Consider the following 17,329-nt stretch of genomic DNA (forward strand, 5'->3'; position numbering starts at 1 on the left):
AGGGAGGAACTGCATATGGCGTTTGAAGGTTTGACCGGAAGGTTGCAGAATGTATTCAGCAAGCTTCGCGGCAAGGGTAAGGTATCCGAAGATGATGTCAACGAAGCCATGCGCGAAGTGCGGCTGGCCCTGCTGGAAGCGGACGTTAACTTCAAGGTCGTCAAGGACTTTGTGTCCAAGGTGAAAGAGAAGTCCGTCGGCAAAGAAGTTATGGATAGCTTTACGCCCGGCATGGTCATTATCGACATCGTTAACAAAGAGCTGACTGAGCTGATGGGCGGAAGCCAGGCGAAGCTGGCCAAGTCGAACAAGCCACCGACCGTCATTATGATGGCGGGTCTACAAGGGGCAGGTAAGACTACCACTTCAGGCAAGCTGGCAAAATTGCTGCAGAAGGGCAATCACCGTCCGCTTCTGGTAGCGTGTGATATTTACCGCCCGGCAGCGATCAAGCAGCTTGAAGTGCTTGGTGAGCAGATCAAGGTTCCGGTGTTCTCGCTGGGAGACAAGATCAGCCCGGTAGAAATCGCTAAGCAAGGCCTACAGCATGCCAAGGACAACAACTTGGATTATGTCATCATCGATACCGCAGGCCGCCTGCATATTGATGAAGCGTTGATGGAAGAGCTGAAGCAGATTCACACGGCTTTGACTCCTGATGAAGTGTTGCTCGTCGTAGACGCCATGACAGGTCAGGATGCCGTTAACGTCGCAGATAGCTTCAACAAACAGCTTGAACTGACTGGTGTTGTGCTGACCAAGCTGGATGGTGACACCCGTGGTGGTGCGGCATTATCCGTCAAAGCTGTTACTGGCTGCCCGATCAAGTTCGCCGCGCTAGGCGAGAAGATCGATGCGCTGGAGCCGTTCCATCCGGAGCGGATGGCTTCTCGTATCCTGGGCATGGGCGACATGCTGTCGCTGATTGAGAAAGCCCAAGCGAACATTGATACAGAGAAAGCCAAGGAAATGGAACGTAAGATGCGTAATGCGGAATTTACGTTCGATGATTTCCTCGAGCAGATGGATCAGGTCAAGAAGCTTGGCCCGATCGACCAGATCCTCGGTATGCTCCCTGGAATGAATCAGGCCAAGGGCATCAAGGACCTCAAGGTCGATGACAAGCAGATGGACCGTGTCGAAGCCATTGTTCATTCCATGACTAAGGCTGAGAAACAGCAGCCTGAGATCATCAATCATAACCGTCGCAAACGGATTGCAGCCGGAAGCGGCACCTCAGTTGCTGAGGTTAACCGTCTCATCAAGCAATTCGACGAGATGCGTAAGATGATGAAGCAGTTCTCTGGTATGATGGGTGGCGGAGGCAAGGGCTCCAAGAAGAACGCCATGAAGCAGCTCAAAGCACTTGGCGGTAAAGGAATGAAGTTCCCTTTCCGTTAAAATGTGCCTTTGAACTTCATAATTATCCACAGTATAACGTAGGATAATTCTTCTGCTCTTAGTCTTTAATATTTTGACTTTAACTTTTGACTTTAATCTTTTGAACTTGTTGATTGTCCACAGTATAACGTAGAGACAATCAATGGTCTTCCTAGATACAGTTAGTAAACAAGCGTGTCCCGTAAGGGACGATAAGCGCTCATGCATCCCTCGTCCCTAGGTACCGCCAATTTGAACACCCACGCTAGTTGCACTTAGCAGGTGTCCAGAGGGTGCAACCCTTTGGGGCCCTCCCTTCCAAGGGAGGGTTTGGGAGGGATCGATACTTTTATAAGGAGGTGAATTTCGTGGCAGTACGTATTCGTCTGAAAAGAATGGGTGCACATAAAGCGCCTTTCTATCGTGTAGTGGTTTCCGATTCCCGGTCCCCTCGTGATGGTCGTTTCATCGAGGAAATCGGTTACTATAACCCGGTTGAACAACCGGCAGTAGTGAAGATCGATGAGGAAAAAGCTCTTAAATGGCTTCAAACAGGTGCGCAAGCATCCGACACCGTTCGCAACTTGCTTTCCAAAGCTGGTGTGTTGAAGAAGTTCCATGAGCTTAAGAATCAGAAATAATGACTGATTGCGAGGGTCCTCTATGGAAGAATTAGTTGGTGTTATTGCTAAGGCTTTAGTGGATCATCCAGAGGATGTGACCGTACGTATCGTGGAGAAGGATCACCTGATTGTCTATGAACTTTCCGTTCATCCTGATGATGTCGGCAAGGTCATCGGCAAGCAGGGTCGGATCGCCAAAGCGCTCCGTACCGTAGTCACATCTGCAGCAGTCAAGAGCGATAAGCGCGTAACCGTAGATATTTTATCTTAACAGATACGCACAAAGAGGGGCTAGGGATTGTATATCCCGGCTCCTTTTTGTTCAATTATATAAGAACGGATAAGTCTCACATGGTAAAGGAGAGGAATGTATGACCGAAGAATTAACCGTAGGCAGGCTTGTCAACACTCACGGCATTCGCGGGGAGATCAAGATTCTGTCCCATACGGATTTTCCGGATGTGCGGTTTGCACCTGGCAAGAAGCTAATTGTGATTCCTGCAGATGGCAGCCCTAAATTTGATGTGATCGTAGACAGCGCACGGGAGCACAAGGGCATGTATATTGTTAGCCTCAAAGGCTATACCAACATCAACCAGATCGAGAAGTACAAGGGAAGCATGCTTAAAGTGCCAAGCGATGATTTGGTAGAGCTGCCGGAGAACGAGTACTATTTTCACCAGATTGTAGGCTGTGACGTGTACACCGAAGACAATGACAGTCAGCCACTTGGGACAATCACTGAAATTCTTCAGCCTGGAGCCAATGACGTATGGGTGGTTAAGCCGCCGAAAGGACAGGATATCCTGATTCCAGTCATTAACGATGTGGTAGTGGATGTAGACATCGAGGCTAAGCGTATTAAAGTCCGTCTGATGGAAGGTCTACTTCCATGATCAGAATTGATGTGTTGACGCTCTTTCCTGAGATGTGCGAAGGCGTCTTCGGCACAAGCATTCTGGGGAAGGCTCGTGAGAAAGGAATTGTGTCGCTGAACGCGGTGAACTTCCGTGACTTCTCCGGCAATAAGCACAATACCGTGGATGACACACCGTATGGCGGAGGTGGAGGGATGGTACTGAAGCCCGATCCAATCTTCGCAGCGGTGGAACATGTGCTGGCAGAGTCCACTGGTTCTACAGTTGTATCATCTGAGCATGGGAATGCGGCGGAGCATTCTGCTGAGGGACACATGGACCAAGAAGGTATTAAACCTCGAATTATTCTTATGTGCCCGCAGGGCAAAACCTACACTCAGCAGATTGCCGAAGAATTGGCGCAGGAAGAACATCTGATCTTTATCTGCGGCCATTATGAGGGCTACGACGAGCGAATCCGTGAGCATCTGGTGACAGACGAGCTGTCCATTGGCGATTACGTACTGACTGGGGGAGAACTCCCGGCAATGACCGTTATTGATTCGATCGTTCGCTTGCAACCGGGAGCGCTAGGCAATGAGACCTCAGCGGTGAGTGATTCGTTCAGTACAGGATTGCTGGAGTACCCGCATTATACACGTCCAGCAGAGTTTCGTGGCTGGAAGGTGCCAGATATACTGCTCAGTGGTCATCATGCCAACATTGAAACTTGGCGGCGGGAGCAAGCCTTGCAGCGAACACTGGAACGTCGCCCGGATCTCTTAGAGACTGCAGAGCTTACAGCGAAAGATCGGAAGACCCTGGAGCGTCTGAAAAACGATGGTCAAGCCTGATTTGGAAAAAAGTTGCTCATATTTGTCATATTTAACGCCTCTTTAACGTATATATAACGTTGAGGAGGCGTTTTTTGTGATGTCCGTTTCTGAAAGCATCCTAATATCGTTTTTCTGAAAAATGATATAGAAGAATCACATCAAAAGGCCATTGTGCGTTGCAAGCTTATATTTGGGGTAATAAAGAGAGGTGCCGAAATAAACTATCCCGCTGAAGACGCAGCAAATTCAAGATAAGCGAAAGGAATGACTAAAGTGACTACGACTACGAATACGCAGAAAGAATTCAAGCAGACCGTGGACGATGTCCAGCAGCAAGCGGAGCCGCTCCGCACGGTGAACGATATTATCGATTTCTATACGAATCGAAAATCCTAAAGGAATGAATTCTTGTCCGCATAATCAACTCCCTTAGCATAGCAAAAAGATAAAACCATTAAGGCCAGACGATGATAATCGCTGCTTTAATGGTTTTATTAATATTACGGTATGTTTCTGTGCAAAACATCATAGCTTTTAGGGGCAACTTGTCTCTTGTTATTTATTAGCAAAAACAGTACTATTATTATACCTATGCAACACCAAACCAAGGAGGGGCTGGTTGTATGGCTAAAAAGAGCAGTCTGTTTATTAACGAAGGTGTGCTGCGCATCGCCATATTCATTATGCTGTCATCGCTTACGTATACCGTCCGCAACTATTCATGGGCAGTTACATTCCTCGTACTGCTGGCCATTTACTCGCTTGTAACAGGTGTGTTCAAGCTCTTTAAGAAGTCTTGAATAGGCTTACAAGAGCGTCGGTTAAACTTTTCAAGGCAGGTTGGGTACCGCTAACTAATCTGCTCTTCGTTTAATTCATCAAGGCTCGTATCCTGGAGATATACTTTAAAACCAAAAGCAGCACCGCTCAGGCTACGAAACCTGAAAGGTGCTGCTTTCTTCTTCTTCTGAAATCGGAGTAACAGGATTTGAACCTGCGACCTCGCCCACCCCAAGGGCGTGCGCTACCAGGCTGCGCTATACCCCGGCAAATGTAGTTTGCTCGGCAATAAGAAAAATGCTCTCAGATATATCCAAATATTTGTAATCCATAAACTATATATAACCCAAAATCGCTTATCGTTCAAGTGAAAAATGAAATATAGAGCAGATGTTTTTGAGTGCTATGTAAACGCTAACAATATGAATCTAGTATTGATAAATTGTTAATAAATAGTGTTGGATATTTTACAAAGGCTGTGCTATACTCTTGGCACAAGGAAAGGAGGTGCGTTCACATCAAGCATGACATGTTGAGCGTATCCCTTACCCGGACCAACGGCTAATATCATTAGCTTTGGTGGCGCGGGATACGGATCAAAGTTTTAAACTAGCGCCTCGGGTAGAAAGACCGTCTTCGGACGGTCTTTTTTTATGTTTTCTACTTATATTTAGTGCTACCTTGTCTTCCGACACCTGTCACTTCGCCGTTACCGGCTGATCCCTCCCCTCATAAAATACACTACTACGAATGAGGAGGAGTTATTTGGTGGAGGCTTATCATAACTGTTTGCGCTGCATGAATAGACGCGTGCGAATTATGACTGTAGATGGACAACGGCATGAGGGAGTTATCGTGAATGTAGACCGAAACAATGTCTATTTAAAAAGAGACGGCGGAGCTGAAAGGGTGCAGACTTCAGCATTTTTCGGAAATCCTTTTGCTGCCAATGATATTTTGGTCCTGAGCTTATTTACGCTGCTCGCTATCGCGCTGGTATAAGGAATTAGGCTGCAAAAGACCGCCCCTTGTAATGAGTGGCGGTCTTTTGCAACTGCTTAGCAGCATATGGTCAGAGAGCTGCAGGGGCCTCATAGCCCGAGTTAATGTTACTTGTGAACGGTTATTGCGCCAATATCAGAGCTTAGGGAGACCAGCGGCCCGCCGTTACCCACCGTGCTCTTGCCTTTGGCAGCTCCTTTGATCTGTCCGATCTCACTGGCGGTCTCGAGACTATAGTTCAAACCTTCGGCCAGGGTAGCTGTAATGGCTCCGACATCCGTCTTGGCTTTCAGGCTGCTTCCTTCGTTGAGGGCGGCTATGTTCAGAGTAATGCTCCCTGTATCGGACTCAATGGTGGATTTGCCGGCAATTGTAGCATCGCTAATGTGGATAGCTCCTACGTCGGTGCTCACCCGGTACGTTCCTTGCAAACCGCTCAGCTGGATTTCACCGACATCGTTGGACACCTGATACATATCTACGCTCTTTGGAACCTCAATGACATAATCAATGCTGAAATCAGAAGAGCCGTACTTGCGCTGTGCCCAGCTCCACAGATCTTTCTTGGGAGCGTCTTTGGCATGGGTGGAGATGATTAGTTTATCCCCGCTGGTCTGAACAGAAACCTCGGCGTTGTCGAGTATTTCCTGACGTTCTTGCTCGCTGTTGAAGTTTTTATAGGACTGAACCGTGGCCTTTACGTTGATTCGATCTCCGCCAACGGCCCTAACCGCTATGGCACCTACGGAATTTTCGATACTAAGCGCGGATGCAGACCCGATTGTCTGAGAGACTTGTAGTTCCTTACTTATGCTGCCTTCCTTGAAGCCTGCCACGACTTTATCTGCTGTGTCCTGTGCGGCTTGTGTAACAGCTGCTGCGGCTTGGCCCAGTCCTTGCTTCACAGCCTCACCAAGGTCTTGTTCCACGCCATCCGACCGGGATTGTTCCGATTCCTGGTTTACTTTGGCTTTGCCGGGCAACTCTGTGCATCCCGCCAGTAATGTTAAGGATACAACGGCGAGTGCTGCGATTATTTTTGGGCTATTCTTTTTCATATGTATGGCTTCCCCCCTGAAAATTGTAAAGACCCTGCACTGCTAATTCGCTCATTGAATACGTACTATAATTAGTATAACTGTTATGGGAATTTATTGAAAACAGGCTACAGGCGGGTTGCGATACTAGACCTAAGACTAGGCCTGGGACCTCATCTGTATTTGAGCTTTTAAATGTGATAAAATCAGTTCATATGAAGCTTAGCTGCGGGTTCATCCAAAACAATTCAGGGAGGGAATGGCGAATGGCTTATATTGTTGGCCTTATTGTTTTGCTGGTGTTGACCGGGATGTATGTTATATTCCTGAAGCGAACGGCCAAACGCCAGAACGAGCGCAGTGGAATGAACAGCAAGGTCATCTCAATGGAAAGCCACCGCAGAGCGAAGCAGACCTCCGGCGAACAGCTATGCTCCTCCTGCAAAAAGAAAAACGGTAAGCTGATCTTTTATGCCCAAGATAATGGAACTGTAGTCGGATTATGCAAGGATTGCAAAGCTCAGGCCAAGAAACGTGACATGCTGCCGCTTTAATTTTCAAAAAAAGTTTATCTTTTTGTTGAAATAGCCCGTCTTTTATGATAATATTATTTTTGTTGTGTGGAATACGGTGGTCCGCTGTCGATAATGAGGGAGAGCCAAGATCTCTCCGGAAGAGGCATGAACACCTGTACGGAAGGAGGAAGTCCTTAATGAGTATCCTACAAGAAATTACCCAAGAGCAACTTCGCAAAGATATCCCGAGTTTTCGCCCGGGTGACACTTTGAAAGTGCACGTAAAAGTTATCGAGGGAACTCGTGAGCGTATCCAGTTGTTCGAAGGCGTTGTAATCAAACGTCGCGGCGGTGGAATCAGTGAGACTTTTACGGTTCGTAAAATTTCTTACGGTGTTGGTGTGGAAAGAACATTCCCTATCAACTCGCCTAAACTCGAGAAAATCGAAGTGGCTCGTCGCGGTAAAGTTCGTCGTGCGAAGCTGTACTATCTTCGTGAACTGCGCGGTAAAGCTGCGAGAATTAAAGAAATCCGTCGCTAGAATTAGTGACAAAGGGAAGGGGCTTGAATTCAAGCTCCTTTCGTTTTACCATGAGAGTATTAAGCGTGGGGATTTTCAGGCTGTTTCCTGAGATTACAGGGAGAATAATCATTTAGGATGGATTCGGCAGCATTTCAAAGAGACACTCTGTCTGGCTGGAGTACTCTCATTCAATTTGTATACAATGCATCAGAGATATAGAGCGCTGGGGATCGGCTTCTCCGAAAAGGCCTCCTGAAGGAGTAACTATGGAGGGGTTTTTGGCAGGAGTTTTTTTGTGTTGTATAGTTAGTGTAGCATAAAGAGAGGATGGTGAACTATGCAGCAGGATTTGCAGCAGGGTCAAGGGGAGTCCGAAGAGTCCACTCGGCAGAACCCACCCAAGCAGAAAAATGAGGTATTGGAATGGATTAAGGCAATAGCGATTGCATTAGTTCTGGTTATTCTGATCCGCTGGCTTTTGTTCAAGCCGTTTATTGTAGACGGACCTTCCATGCGGCCTAATTTTCACACCGGTGAGCGGGTAATCGTCAATGAGATACTGTACGACATTCGTTCTCCGCAGCGGGGAGAAGTCATTGTGTTCCACGTTCCATCCGAAGGTCGCGACTTTATTAAGCGTGTAATCGGGGTGGCCGGTGATACGGTGAAGGTTGAAGGGGATGTCGTTACAGTTAACGGCAAGCCTGTGAATGAAACCTACATTCAGGGTGCTATTGATGCGGCACATAAGAATAATACGCTGTACAATAATAAGAACTTCCCTAATGAAGATTTTACCGACGGTACGGTACCTGAGGGCCATGTCTTCGTAATGGGAGATAACCGTTCAGACAGCACAGATAGCCGAATGATTGGTTATGTGCCGCTGGGTGATATTGTAGGCCGTGCGGATCTAATCTTCTGGCCGGTGAAGGATATTACCTGGATTAATCATTAAAAAGAATGACACAGAGATGAATCAAAGGAGGTGACGGCAATGGCCATTCAATGGTTTCCTGGTCATATGACGAAGGCTAGACGACAAATCGAAGATAAGCTGAAGCTAATTGATGTGGCGATAGAGCTGCTCGATTCCCGTCTGCCGCTTTCCAGCCGCAATCCGATGATTGACGATATTTTGCGGGATAAGCCCAGATTGATTATTTTGAACAAAGCAGACTTAGCCGATCCTGAGGCGACACGGAAATGGCTGGAGTATTTCAAGGCGCAGGGGCACGTAGCTTATCCTGTGGATGCTTCTACCGGAACAGGTGTCAAGGATATCCCTGAGCAGGTCAAGCTGCTGCTGAAAGAAAAGATTGATCGTCAGATTGCCAAAGGGATGAACCCGCGTCCGATGCGTGCACTGATCGTCGGTATTCCCAATGTCGGCAAGTCTACTCTGATTAACCGGATGGCAGGACGTAATATTGCTGCTACTGGAGATCGTCCTGGTGTAACTAAAGGGCAGCAGTGGATCAAAACAGGCGGAAATCTGGAACTTCTGGATACCCCTGGTATTCTGTGGCCTAAATTCGAGGACCAGAATGTTGGTTATCGTCTCGCAGTAACAGGGGCAATCAAGGAAGAAATCCTGAATGTCGAAGACATTGCTTTTTATGCGGTGAAGTATCTGGTGAAGGATTATGGTTCCAGATTCAAGGAGCGGTTCGGCGTAACCAAGCTTCCAGAGGATCTGGAGAATCCTGATGAGATTGTAGCCGTGATGGAAGCCGTCGGACGTAAGCGCGGTTGTCTGGTTAGCGGCGGCAGGGTTGATCTGGAAAAGGCTTCCCGTACGCTGCTGCACGAACTTCGTGCCGGCAAGCTCGGACGATTCACGTTGGAAGTGCCGGAAGACCAAGGTAGCTTGCAAATATAGAAGACCGGGTATGGACGAGCCATCCGCTTAGCGGGTGGCTTTTTTTGATCCATTTGTTTGGGGATGGTTCAACATGTAGGCTGACTTTTTATAAGGATTCCAAGGAGATGCTGTATTATTTTATAGGTTTTCGCAAGGGTAATCCTGTGTTAAGCTGGCTTAAAAGAAGAGCAGGCAGTTATTTTTTTATAATATTAATAGAATAGATGACTGGTGGGTGTAGAAGCGTGAGTATCGATATGTTGCTGTATGAAAAGGAAGGCTGGGAGCAGTCGTATCAGCGGATTGCTGGTGTAGATGAAGTAGGAAGGGGCTGTCTGTTCGGGGACGTCGTCGCTGCGGCGGTAATTCTGCCGGAAGGGCTGATCATTGAAGGTGTGGATGATTCCAAGAAACTGTCAGCGAAGAAGAGAGATGCTCTGTTTGAGCTAATTATGGAGCAGGCGCTGGCGGTTGGTGTAGGTCATGTGGATGCTACCGTTATAGATGAGATTAACATTAAACAGGCGTCCAGACTGGCGATGAGAAAAGCGGTGGAGGGTCTGAACCACTCCCCTGATTATATGCTGGTTGATGCAGAAAAGGTAGATCTGCCGCTGCCGCAGCGGGCCATAATCAAAGGGGATGCCAACAGTCAATCCATTGCCGCAGCTTCCATCGTAGCGAAAGTGACGCGGGACAGGTTGTGTGAAGGTTTGTGGGAAGAATTATACCCGAACTACGGCATCGCGATACATAAAGGTTATGCGACCAAGCTGCATCGTGAACAGATTACAGCGCTCGGTCCGACACCGATGCACCGGCGCAGTTTTATCGGTAGAATTTTGGCAGAGCAGCAGACGCTGTTCTAGTTGGTCATGAGCCCGGCAGTTTGTTCTTATAAAAGAATGATTTTTTCCGATATATATGTAAAAGAACAACTGGAGGAGGGCAAAAGATGAATATCGGTTCATTGATCCGTGGGCTGCTTGGTGACAGCAAGCCGGGTGAGCCCAAGTCTGTGGAATTAAAGGAAGGCCAGGTTGTTCGCGGTGTGGTTCTAAGCGTATCCGATTCGGGAAAAGAGGCTGTGGTGCAAATTCAAGGTGCCCCTGTCCGGGCGGAGCTGGAATCACCGCTACAACCGGGGCAGACGTTGAATCTGCAAGTAGCTCCTCCTGGAGAAAACGGATTGCCGGTTCTAAAGCCGGTCTCCCCTGGGCAAACGACTGTCCCGCAGAGTATGGGTGAGGCATTGGAATCGCTTGGATTAAGTGATGCAAAAGCTGGACGGGAGATTGTACTGGCGATGCAGTCCGGAGGTCTGGCATTAACGAAGGAAACGGCTGCAAAGCTGAATATGATCATGAATGCCAAGCCACCCGGTGTTCCTGCAGAACAGTGGCTGGAAGCGGCGGTGATCTCTGTCAAAAGAGGACTGCCGGTTACGGCTGAAAGTGTGAGAGGGCTGCAGCAGGCCGTGTTTGGTCCTCCATTGCATCAATTGTTGTCATCGCTTGAGGAACAATTGAACCTGTGGGCAGAACAGGGGGCTGGCAAAGCGGGAGCAGATGGCAAGGGATCGGCGGTTTCGCCAAACCCAGGAACTGCGAACGGTATGAATGCAACCCCGGCATCCGTTGGTAACTCTCAGCTGGAGGGAGGAGCTTCCCAAGGCAAAAATGCGGGTACAGCCGCCATACCAGTTGCAGACAATGGGGCTGGCAAAGGGAATGGACCCGTCGGAACAACGGGTGCTTCAGCTAACGTTGAAAATGTCAATAATTCGAGCGCTTCGGGAACGACGGGAACTGGAGTGAATTCAGCGGGTACAAGTCACGGCGGAGGTTCCATAGGCAGTTCTGTGCCGGTGAATGTGAATGGTGGCGTTAATCCCGATAGCAGCGGAGGGACCGTACCGGTAGATGCGGATCAAGCATCTACATTGATGGGTGCTGCCTCTATGGAAGGTGAAGAGGAGAGCCAGGTGGGCAATGTTGTTAGAGGCAATGAAGCATCCGTGTCAAAAGCGTCAGCAGCCGCGTCTTCTGCCGGGGCAGAGGCAGTTGGTGCCGCCGGAGAAGAGGCGGCACCGAATAGCTCCGCCAGAACCGTCAGCTTGCCTGCTGAGTCTGCAGCAGGCAAGCTGACGGCCGGACCGACAGAGCCGTCCGGCACTGCCCTGCTCGCGAAGCTGCAGGGCGTACTGTCCGAGCTGCGCAGCACGCTGCCGCAGCTCACAGCTGCCCCGCCAGCTAGCGCGGCGGGCGCTCCCCAGGCCCCTGCGGCTGATACGCCGCTGGGGCAGATCGCTCCGCCTCCAGCTGCGGCGGGGCAAGAGCCCGCGCTGGCAGCGCCGCGCGGGGAACAGCATGCTGCGGCAGTGACGCCGCAGCCGGGCACCGCCCTGGCCCACGACAGTGAGTCGTGGGTGGGGCGGGTGCTGAAGCTGCTCGGTGCGGAGCACGAGCAGCAGGCCGTCCGCGGCAGCGGCGCAGCCGCCGCGGAGGTGCGCCCCGCGGCCGTGCCTCTGGCGGCCGCGGGAGGGCGTGAAGCCCAGCTGCCGCAGGCTGCGCTGGGCGGGGCGTCCGGCGCCGGACATGACGGCGCCGAGACGCTCAAGGGCGTGCTGCTGCAGGTAATGGGCAGCAGCGAGGTTCCGCCCGCGGTCAAGGAAGCCGCGGGCCAATTAGTTCAGCAGCTGACCGGGCAACAGCTGCTGCTAAATACAGACCGAACGGCTCCATTTGCCCAAGTGACCTTGTTTCTGCCCCTTCATGGGCAAGATGGGCAAGAGACAGCCTCTGTCCATATTCAATCAAGACGGGGACGCAAGGGGGAACTGGATGCGGCGAACTGCCGGCTCTGGTTCGATCTGGATATGAAGCAGCTCGGGCAGACTCTGGTGGACGTGCAGGTGGTGAATCGTATTGTCAGCCTGAAGATGCACAACAACCATCCGGCGGTGCTGGAATTGCTGGAGCAGCGGCGTGATGATATCGGGGCGGCTGTCGAGTCGATAGGCTACCAGTTATTGTCTTTAAAAACAGAGCCGTTACCGGAGAAGAGCTTGACTGACAATTCGGATAGTAGCAGCAAGCTGGCTGACTATGTCCCGGATTCGTACAAAGGAGTAGATTACCGTATATGAATGAGCCTGAGAATGAAATCCGGCAAAATTTTAAAAAGGCAGTTGCGCTGAAATATTCCCCTGATCAGGCCGAGGCTCCAGTCGTGGTCGCCAAGGGACAGGGCGTTGTTGCGGATATCATTCTTCAGAAGGCCAAGGAGAGCGGTGTAGTTATCCAGGAGGATGCGGCGCTGGTTGAGGTACTCTCCAAGCTGGATCTGGATCAGCAGATTCCACCCGAACTGTATCAGTTGGTGGCGGAGATATTAAGCTTTGTCTACCAGAGCGACCGTGCTGCATCGGAGCTGGATCTATAATGGAGAACGGTGCTTCAGGAATACCTTATAACCGCAAGCAAAAGGGTGCCGCTGCCGAGGCGGCGGCGGTGTATTACTTGTCCTCCCGGGGATACATCATTGTAGAGCGCAATTGGCGCTGCAGAAGTGGTGAGATAGACATCATAGCAGAGCACGAGGGTAGCCTGGTTTTTGTAGAGGTCAGAAGCCGAAGTGGAACGCTACGGCAGGGCACACCAGAAGAATCGGTCAATGGTCGCAAGATACAACAGGTACGCAATATGGCACTAATTTATCTGCATATGACAGGCCAGGAGGAGCGACGGATCTTGTTTGACGTGATCGCTGTTTGGTTGCAGGAAGATCTTAGCGTAGCTTCCATGACCCATATCCGTGGGGCGTTTTAACAAGGCTTGTTTCCCGGTTACATCAAGAAGCCTTTCCGGAGCCTCTGCACAGGTGGGTCATTTCTGAAAAGAAATGGGTAAACATTAGTGTAACTTTTCATTAGCACCACGAGGAGGGCTTCCCATTGAAGAACCAGCCACTAGAGATACAGGTGAATTTTGCATGTCAGCATTGCGGACAGAAGCTCGAAGCGAAATTGGGTGCGGAGCCAATGTCAATTGTCTGTTGTAGTCAGTGCAACAAGACCTTTACCGTCATGCGGCCGGCCATTTCCGAAGAAATACTGATTGATTGGGAGAATGAAGCCCTGTTTCAGAAAATACGCGCCGAGAAGACCCAGAGCAGTAATAGCAGTCTTTTGGCATTGATTATAAGAGTTATAGAATTGCTGACATGGCGGGACAAGGGTAATGGACAGGTAGAAGCCATTAAGGAAATGCGGAGCTGGCTGATCGAGAATGAAAGGGTACCTCCTTTGGAAGAATTAATTCAGATGGATATGCAAGACCGGATGAACAGGCGGGATTTTGGAAAATAACCGGCAGAACCTAGATTTATTCAGGAAAGAGGATGGATGATGGCAAAAGTATTTTTTACCTCTGATCATCATTTTGGTCATAAACTGATTATTGACTTTGAGTCCCGGCCGTTTGCTGATGTCACCCAAATGAATGAGAGTATGATCGCAAGCTGGAATACTGTCGTCGCTCCGGAAGACAAGGTGTTTCATCTGGGAGACTTTTCTTTTCTTAACAAAGAAGATACCAGCAGCATTGTTGCCCGGTTGAACGGTTACAAAACCCTCATTTTAGGTAACCATGACCGTGGACGAAGCCGCGATTGGTGGTTGGAGACGGGATTCCATGAAGTTAGCGAATATCCGATCATCTATAAGGACTTCTTCTTTCTCTCCCATGAACCGATGTACATGAACAAGCATATGCCTTACGTAAATGTGCACGGTCATATTCATGGGCAGAAATATGAAGGGAAAAATCATTTCAATATATGTGTAGAACACTGGGATTATCTCCCGCTTTCCTTTGAACAGATTAGAGATTCTGTTGTGGTTAGCGAAGAAGGATAATGACGAAGTGGTTTGCATATTTATGCAAGTTTGAGCCTTTTTACATGGGTGTGAGGGATGTTAAACGGGACAACCTTCAGAAGCAGATTGCTTAAGGACAGCAATTGAATTTATAATGAACCTTAACCATGAAATTCATAGGATTTACCGGAAAATTAGGAAGCACCTATTTTCTTGAAACGATAGCGCCTGTTAAGGGCATATTTCAAGAGGAGAGGTGTTTTTGTTATGTACGGAAAGATTTATAGTGCCTGTTTGTATGGAATAGAAGGCATCATGATTGGCGTTGAGATCGATATTGCGGATGGATTACCCCAAACTACCATCATCGGATTACCTGATTCAGCAATTCGTGAAGCCGTGGAACGTGTACGTGCTGCTGTCAAAAATTGCGGGTATCGCTATCCTCAGCAGCGAATCACGATTAATCTGGCCCCGGCGGATCTGCGCAAAGAAGGTTCAGCCTTTGATCTGGCAATAGCAATCGGCATTCTGAGTACGAGCGGTCAGCTTGTTATGCCCGCAGCATCAGAAATGCTGTTGCTTGGCGAACTTGCGCTTGATGGAAGCATAAGACCAGTGAACGGCGTGCTGCCTATGGTTGAGGCGGCGCGTAGCGCCGGTTTTCGGTCCGTGCTGCTGCCCCGGGTCAACGCGCCAGAAGCCGCGCTAATCAGTGGAATGACTATTTACGCTGCTGACCATCTGCGAGAAATCCCTGAACCGGATACAGGAGAGAGTGCCCTGATTAAGAGAAGTGCACAGATTAAGAGAAGTACGCAGATTCAGCAGACCCGTTCAGCCAGGGACAAGCAATATACTGATTTAATGACCACCGCACAATGCAATAATCATTACGACACAGACACAGACACAGACACAGACACAGACACAGACACAGACACAGACACAGACACAGACACAGGCAATATAGTTCACTCCAGAGGGGGTGCTCCCCAAGCAGAGCTTCCTTTTCCCGTAACCGTAGTTAATGGTCCTGTTGTAAGAGAACGCCCGCCAACAAAGGCGCTTTCTCTGGAGCATCTTAAATATACTCCCCGCAACCTCTCTTCCCGCGACTCTGGAATAACAGAGAATGAAATGACTGAGGATTACAGTGATGTGCTGGGACAACAGCATGTCAAACGCGCGCTGATCATCGCAGCCGCTGGGATGCACAACATTATGCTTATGGGCCCTCCAGGGACAGGGAAAACCATGCTGATTAAGCGGTTGCCGGGTATTCTGCCATCCTTGAATGAACGGGAAGCGCTGGAGGTGACAAAAATTTTCAGTGCCGCCGGAAAGCTAAAGGATGCCGGAAACGGGCTACTTCGAACCCGTCCGTTCCGCTCTCCGCATCATACGATTTCGGCGGCAGGTCTGATCGGCGGCGGGGGCACGCCAAAGCCGGGTGAAGTCAGCCTTGCTCACCGCGGAATTCTGTTTCTGGACGAACTTCCCGAGTTCTCGCGAAATGTGCTTGAAGTGCTACGGCAACCGCTGGAAGATGGGGTGGTCACGATAAGCCGGGCACGGGCGGCTTTTACTTTTCCAGCTCGTGTGATGCTGGCCGCATCGATGAATCCGTGCAGTTGCGGCTTTCTCGGAAGCGGGAATCCACAGCAAGTATGCACGTGCAGCCCAGCCAAGATTGCAGCTTACCGGGCCAGGATTTCGGGGCCGCTGCTGGATCGAATTGATCTGCAAGTGGAGGTGCCACGTCCAAGAGAATGGGAACGGCAGGGACATGTACAGTCTTCCGCCGAGATGCGTGCTGAAGTGGCTGCAGCCCAAGCCATTCAGGCAGAGCGATACAAGCGGCTACCGATCTCATGGAACAGCGAATTATCCGGCGCTGCCTTGCGCCGGTATGCCAAGCTAAGTCCGGCAAGTTCAGTGATACTATATGACATTCTGGAGAGTCTCGGGCTCAGTATGCGTGCGCACGACCGGATCATCAAGCTAGCCCGAACAATCGCTGATCTGGCCGGAGCATCGGACATAGGATCAAATCACATCGCCGAAGCGGTTCAATACCGCAACTTGGACCGGCAGGTGACGGCCTTGGAATAACAATGGAGAGGAAGATTCCTAATTATAAGTTATTGACTTGACTATATTAAGTGAAATTAAGATTCAAACAGAAGATCAGGTGATTCTAAGATACTCTTAATTATTCCGGTTTCTATCCAGTAGCTTGTGCAGTTAGGGCTTTAGGGCGCAAACCACTCCTCCCCTTTACCAGGCGTTTTAACAGTGAAAAAAATTCTACCTCCCAATTAAGTGCAATTCTGTACCTTATTTTTCTTGAATATAGGCATAAAAAGAAAATAAGGGCATTTTTGTATCTTAATTTTCGGAAAAGTACGCTGAACGGGGGATTCTGGAAGATTTAAGGTACAATATTGCACTTAATTCCCGCTAAGACTTAGCTGCAGGGTATTTAAGGTACAAAAATGCCGTTAATTGCATTTCGGGAATAACTTCTAGGCTTTGTTTGTTATTTTAATGCGTTCTATATAGAACGCAACCGGAAGTCGAAGCATTCTACTGAAGTGACGAGCGAGCTTTACGTTCGGATCTTTAAGTTCTCCTTATAAAGCAAGAAAAAGACTCAACAACAACATTGCTTTCCAAAGGAACTGGTCAAACCATCTACATAACAGTAACCCCTTCCCGTAGGCTGGGGTTTATTTATGGGAGCGAACGGACTGTATAGCCGCTAATGTTCACATGAAGTTGTCATGAAAGATGGAGCGGACTCAGATAACGTTGTTTCCTACAAAACAGCGAAAGCTGAACCGGATTTCTATCCATAGCATCTCTGGAGTCCGTTATCTTTCTAAATGGCTGGATGTATGGGCAATAAGGACTCTGGAGTCCGCTCCTTAACTAAGCAAGCAATGATTTTGCAGTCGTGACGCGAAAAAAACCCCTCATTATAATTGAGGCCACTGAAAAAGACTCTACAAAAAATACACGAGAAAAAC

20 protein-coding genes and 1 tRNA gene are annotated in these 17,329 nt (G+C 49.2%); 19 read left to right on the forward strand and 2 right to left on the reverse strand.

Features of this window, described 5'->3' with window-relative positions:
* Positions 1–15 precede the first annotated feature (15 nt).
* From ffh to ACFVU8_RS02005, 7 genes are all read left to right on the forward strand, one after another.
* Entirely contained in the window at positions 16–1,401 is a 1,386-nt protein-coding gene (gene ffh, locus ACFVU8_RS01975) for a signal recognition particle protein (RefSeq protein ID WP_175371972.1), read from the forward strand.
* A gap of 347 nt (positions 1,402–1,748) precedes the next feature.
* Complete coding sequence (rpsP, locus tag ACFVU8_RS01980; protein WP_066362232.1) at positions 1,749–2,021, forward strand: 30S ribosomal protein S16; 273 nt, start codon at positions 1,749–1,751, stop codon at positions 2,019–2,021.
* A gap of 22 nt (positions 2,022–2,043) precedes the next feature.
* Positions 2,044–2,274 carry a KH domain-containing protein gene (locus tag ACFVU8_RS01985; protein ID WP_379464401.1) on the forward strand — a complete coding sequence of 77 codons (231 nt, stop codon included), beginning with the start codon at positions 2,044–2,046 and terminating at the stop codon, positions 2,272–2,274.
* 100 nt (positions 2,275–2,374) lie between these two features.
* A complete protein-coding gene (gene rimM, locus ACFVU8_RS01990) occupies positions 2,375–2,899 on the forward strand; it encodes a ribosome maturation factor RimM (RefSeq protein ID WP_387425694.1) in 525 nt (174 codons plus the stop codon).
* Positions 2,899–3,714, forward strand: a complete 816-nt coding sequence (gene trmD, locus ACFVU8_RS01995; protein WP_379464741.1) for a tRNA (guanosine(37)-N1)-methyltransferase TrmD — start codon at positions 2,899–2,901, stop codon at positions 3,712–3,714. The genes rimM and trmD overlap by 1 nt, the downstream gene beginning before the upstream one ends.
* Before the next feature lie 246 nt (positions 3,715–3,960).
* Positions 3,961–4,092, forward strand: coding sequence for a hypothetical protein (locus ACFVU8_RS02000; protein WP_286154900.1), 132 nt, complete (start codon positions 3,961–3,963; stop codon positions 4,090–4,092).
* Between the two features lie 227 nt (positions 4,093–4,319).
* Complete coding sequence (locus ACFVU8_RS02005; RefSeq protein ID WP_379464399.1) at positions 4,320–4,496, forward strand: hypothetical protein; 177 nt, start codon at positions 4,320–4,322, stop codon at positions 4,494–4,496.
* Between the two features lie 173 nt (positions 4,497–4,669).
* Here the strand turns inward: ACFVU8_RS02005 and ACFVU8_RS02010 are convergent.
* Positions 4,670–4,743: transfer RNA gene (locus ACFVU8_RS02010), tRNA-Pro, on the reverse strand.
* Between the two features lie 501 nt (positions 4,744–5,244).
* On the opposite strand from ACFVU8_RS02010, the gene ACFVU8_RS02015 reads away from it, so the two are divergent.
* Positions 5,245–5,478, forward strand: a complete 234-nt coding sequence (locus ACFVU8_RS02015; RefSeq protein WP_387425695.1) for a hypothetical protein — start codon at positions 5,245–5,247, stop codon at positions 5,476–5,478.
* A gap of 107 nt (positions 5,479–5,585) precedes the next feature.
* On the opposite strand, the gene ACFVU8_RS02020 is transcribed toward ACFVU8_RS02015, so the two are convergent.
* Positions 5,586–6,536, reverse strand: coding sequence for a DUF4097 family beta strand repeat-containing protein (locus ACFVU8_RS02020; protein ID WP_387425696.1), 951 nt, complete (start codon positions 6,534–6,536; stop codon positions 5,586–5,588).
* 245 nt (positions 6,537–6,781) lie between these two features.
* Between ACFVU8_RS02020 and ACFVU8_RS02025 the strand changes: the two genes are divergently transcribed.
* The 11 genes from ACFVU8_RS02025 (at position 6,782) to ACFVU8_RS02075 (ending at position 16,412) form a co-directional block, all read left to right on the forward strand.
* Positions 6,782–7,069, forward strand: coding sequence for a hypothetical protein (locus tag ACFVU8_RS02025; RefSeq protein WP_066362227.1), 288 nt, complete (start codon positions 6,782–6,784; stop codon positions 7,067–7,069).
* A gap of 158 nt (positions 7,070–7,227) precedes the next feature.
* Positions 7,228–7,572 carry a 50S ribosomal protein L19 gene (gene rplS / locus ACFVU8_RS02030; protein WP_066362226.1) on the forward strand — a complete coding sequence of 115 codons (345 nt, stop codon included), beginning with the start codon at positions 7,228–7,230 and terminating at the stop codon, positions 7,570–7,572.
* A gap of 319 nt (positions 7,573–7,891) precedes the next feature.
* The gene (gene lepB / locus ACFVU8_RS02035) at positions 7,892–8,512 is read left to right on the forward strand and encodes a signal peptidase I (protein ID WP_387425697.1); all 621 of its coding nucleotides are present in this window, start codon (positions 7,892–7,894) and stop codon (positions 8,510–8,512) included.
* A 39-nt stretch (positions 8,513–8,551) separates the two neighbouring features.
* The gene (gene ylqF / locus ACFVU8_RS02040) at positions 8,552–9,436 is read left to right on the forward strand and encodes a ribosome biogenesis GTPase YlqF (RefSeq protein ID WP_175371965.1); all 885 of its coding nucleotides are present in this window, start codon (positions 8,552–8,554) and stop codon (positions 9,434–9,436) included.
* Positions 9,437–9,642: 206 nt separating this feature from the next.
* Positions 9,643–10,287 (forward strand): ribonuclease HII, encoded by a 645-nt coding sequence (locus ACFVU8_RS02045; protein WP_175371964.1) that lies wholly within the window; start codon positions 9,643–9,645, stop codon positions 10,285–10,287.
* An 86-nt stretch (positions 10,288–10,373) separates the two neighbouring features.
* Complete coding sequence (locus ACFVU8_RS02050; protein ID WP_387425698.1) at positions 10,374–12,566, forward strand: DNA ligase; 2,193 nt, start codon at positions 10,374–10,376, stop codon at positions 12,564–12,566.
* Complete coding sequence (locus ACFVU8_RS02055) at positions 12,563–12,862, forward strand: EscU/YscU/HrcU family type III secretion system export apparatus switch protein (protein WP_066362218.1); 300 nt, start codon at positions 12,563–12,565, stop codon at positions 12,860–12,862. Before ACFVU8_RS02050 ends, ACFVU8_RS02055 begins: the two co-directional genes overlap by 4 nt.
* Entirely contained in the window at positions 12,862–13,248 is a 387-nt protein-coding gene (locus tag ACFVU8_RS02060) for a YraN family protein (RefSeq protein ID WP_387425699.1), read from the forward strand. The genes ACFVU8_RS02055 and ACFVU8_RS02060 overlap by 1 nt, the downstream gene beginning before the upstream one ends.
* A 125-nt stretch (positions 13,249–13,373) precedes the next feature.
* Positions 13,374–13,787, forward strand: coding sequence for a hypothetical protein (locus ACFVU8_RS02065; protein WP_387425700.1), 414 nt, complete (start codon positions 13,374–13,376; stop codon positions 13,785–13,787).
* A gap of 36 nt (positions 13,788–13,823) precedes the next feature.
* Entirely contained in the window at positions 13,824–14,336 is a 513-nt protein-coding gene (locus ACFVU8_RS02070) for a phosphoesterase (protein ID WP_387425701.1), read from the forward strand.
* A gap of 228 nt (positions 14,337–14,564) precedes the next feature.
* A complete protein-coding gene (locus tag ACFVU8_RS02075) occupies positions 14,565–16,412 on the forward strand; it encodes a YifB family Mg chelatase-like AAA ATPase (RefSeq protein WP_387425702.1) in 1,848 nt (615 codons plus the stop codon).
* Positions 16,413–17,329: the final 917 nt, after the last annotated feature.

This window comes from Paenibacillus sp. NPDC058177, assembly GCF_042883835.1.
Lineage (GTDB): Bacteria > Bacillota > Bacilli > Paenibacillales > Paenibacillaceae > Paenibacillus_AQ > Paenibacillus_AQ agri.

Bases quoted from the DNA above. Each gene is read 5' to 3' on its own strand.
- ffh (WP_175371972.1), top strand. From the start codon at position 16: ATGGCGTTTGAAGGTTTGACCGGAAGGTTGCAGAATGTATTCAGCAAG.
- ACFVU8_RS01985 (WP_379464401.1), top strand. From the start codon at position 2,044: ATGGAAGAATTAGTTGGTGTTATTGCTAAGGCTTTAGTGGATCATCCA.
- rimM (WP_387425694.1), top strand. From the start codon at position 2,375: ATGACCGAAGAATTAACCGTAGGCAGGCTTGTCAACACTCACGGCATT.
- ACFVU8_RS02000 (WP_286154900.1), top strand. From the start codon at position 3,961: ATGACTAAAGTGACTACGACTACGAATACGCAGAAAGAATTCAAGCAG.
- ACFVU8_RS02005 (WP_379464399.1), top strand. From the start codon at position 4,320: ATGGCTAAAAAGAGCAGTCTGTTTATTAACGAAGGTGTGCTGCGCATC.
- ACFVU8_RS02020 (WP_387425696.1), bottom strand. From the start codon at position 6,536: ATGAAAAAGAATAGCCCAAAAATAATCGCAGCACTCGCCGTTGTATCC.
- ACFVU8_RS02025 (WP_066362227.1), top strand. From the start codon at position 6,782: ATGGCTTATATTGTTGGCCTTATTGTTTTGCTGGTGTTGACCGGGATG.
- rplS (WP_066362226.1), top strand. From the start codon at position 7,228: ATGAGTATCCTACAAGAAATTACCCAAGAGCAACTTCGCAAAGATATC.
- lepB (WP_387425697.1), top strand. From the start codon at position 7,892: ATGCAGCAGGATTTGCAGCAGGGTCAAGGGGAGTCCGAAGAGTCCACT.
- ylqF (WP_175371965.1), top strand. From the start codon at position 8,552: ATGGCCATTCAATGGTTTCCTGGTCATATGACGAAGGCTAGACGACAA.
- ACFVU8_RS02045 (WP_175371964.1), top strand. From the start codon at position 9,643: ATGACTGGTGGGTGTAGAAGCGTGAGTATCGATATGTTGCTGTATGAA.
- ACFVU8_RS02050 (WP_387425698.1), top strand. From the start codon at position 10,374: ATGAATATCGGTTCATTGATCCGTGGGCTGCTTGGTGACAGCAAGCCG.
- ACFVU8_RS02055 (WP_066362218.1), top strand. From the start codon at position 12,563: ATGAATGAGCCTGAGAATGAAATCCGGCAAAATTTTAAAAAGGCAGTT.
- ACFVU8_RS02060 (WP_387425699.1), top strand. From the start codon at position 12,862: ATGGAGAACGGTGCTTCAGGAATACCTTATAACCGCAAGCAAAAGGGT.
- ACFVU8_RS02070 (WP_387425701.1), top strand. From the start codon at position 13,824: ATGATGGCAAAAGTATTTTTTACCTCTGATCATCATTTTGGTCATAAA.
- ACFVU8_RS02075 (WP_387425702.1), top strand. From the start codon at position 14,565: ATGTACGGAAAGATTTATAGTGCCTGTTTGTATGGAATAGAAGGCATC.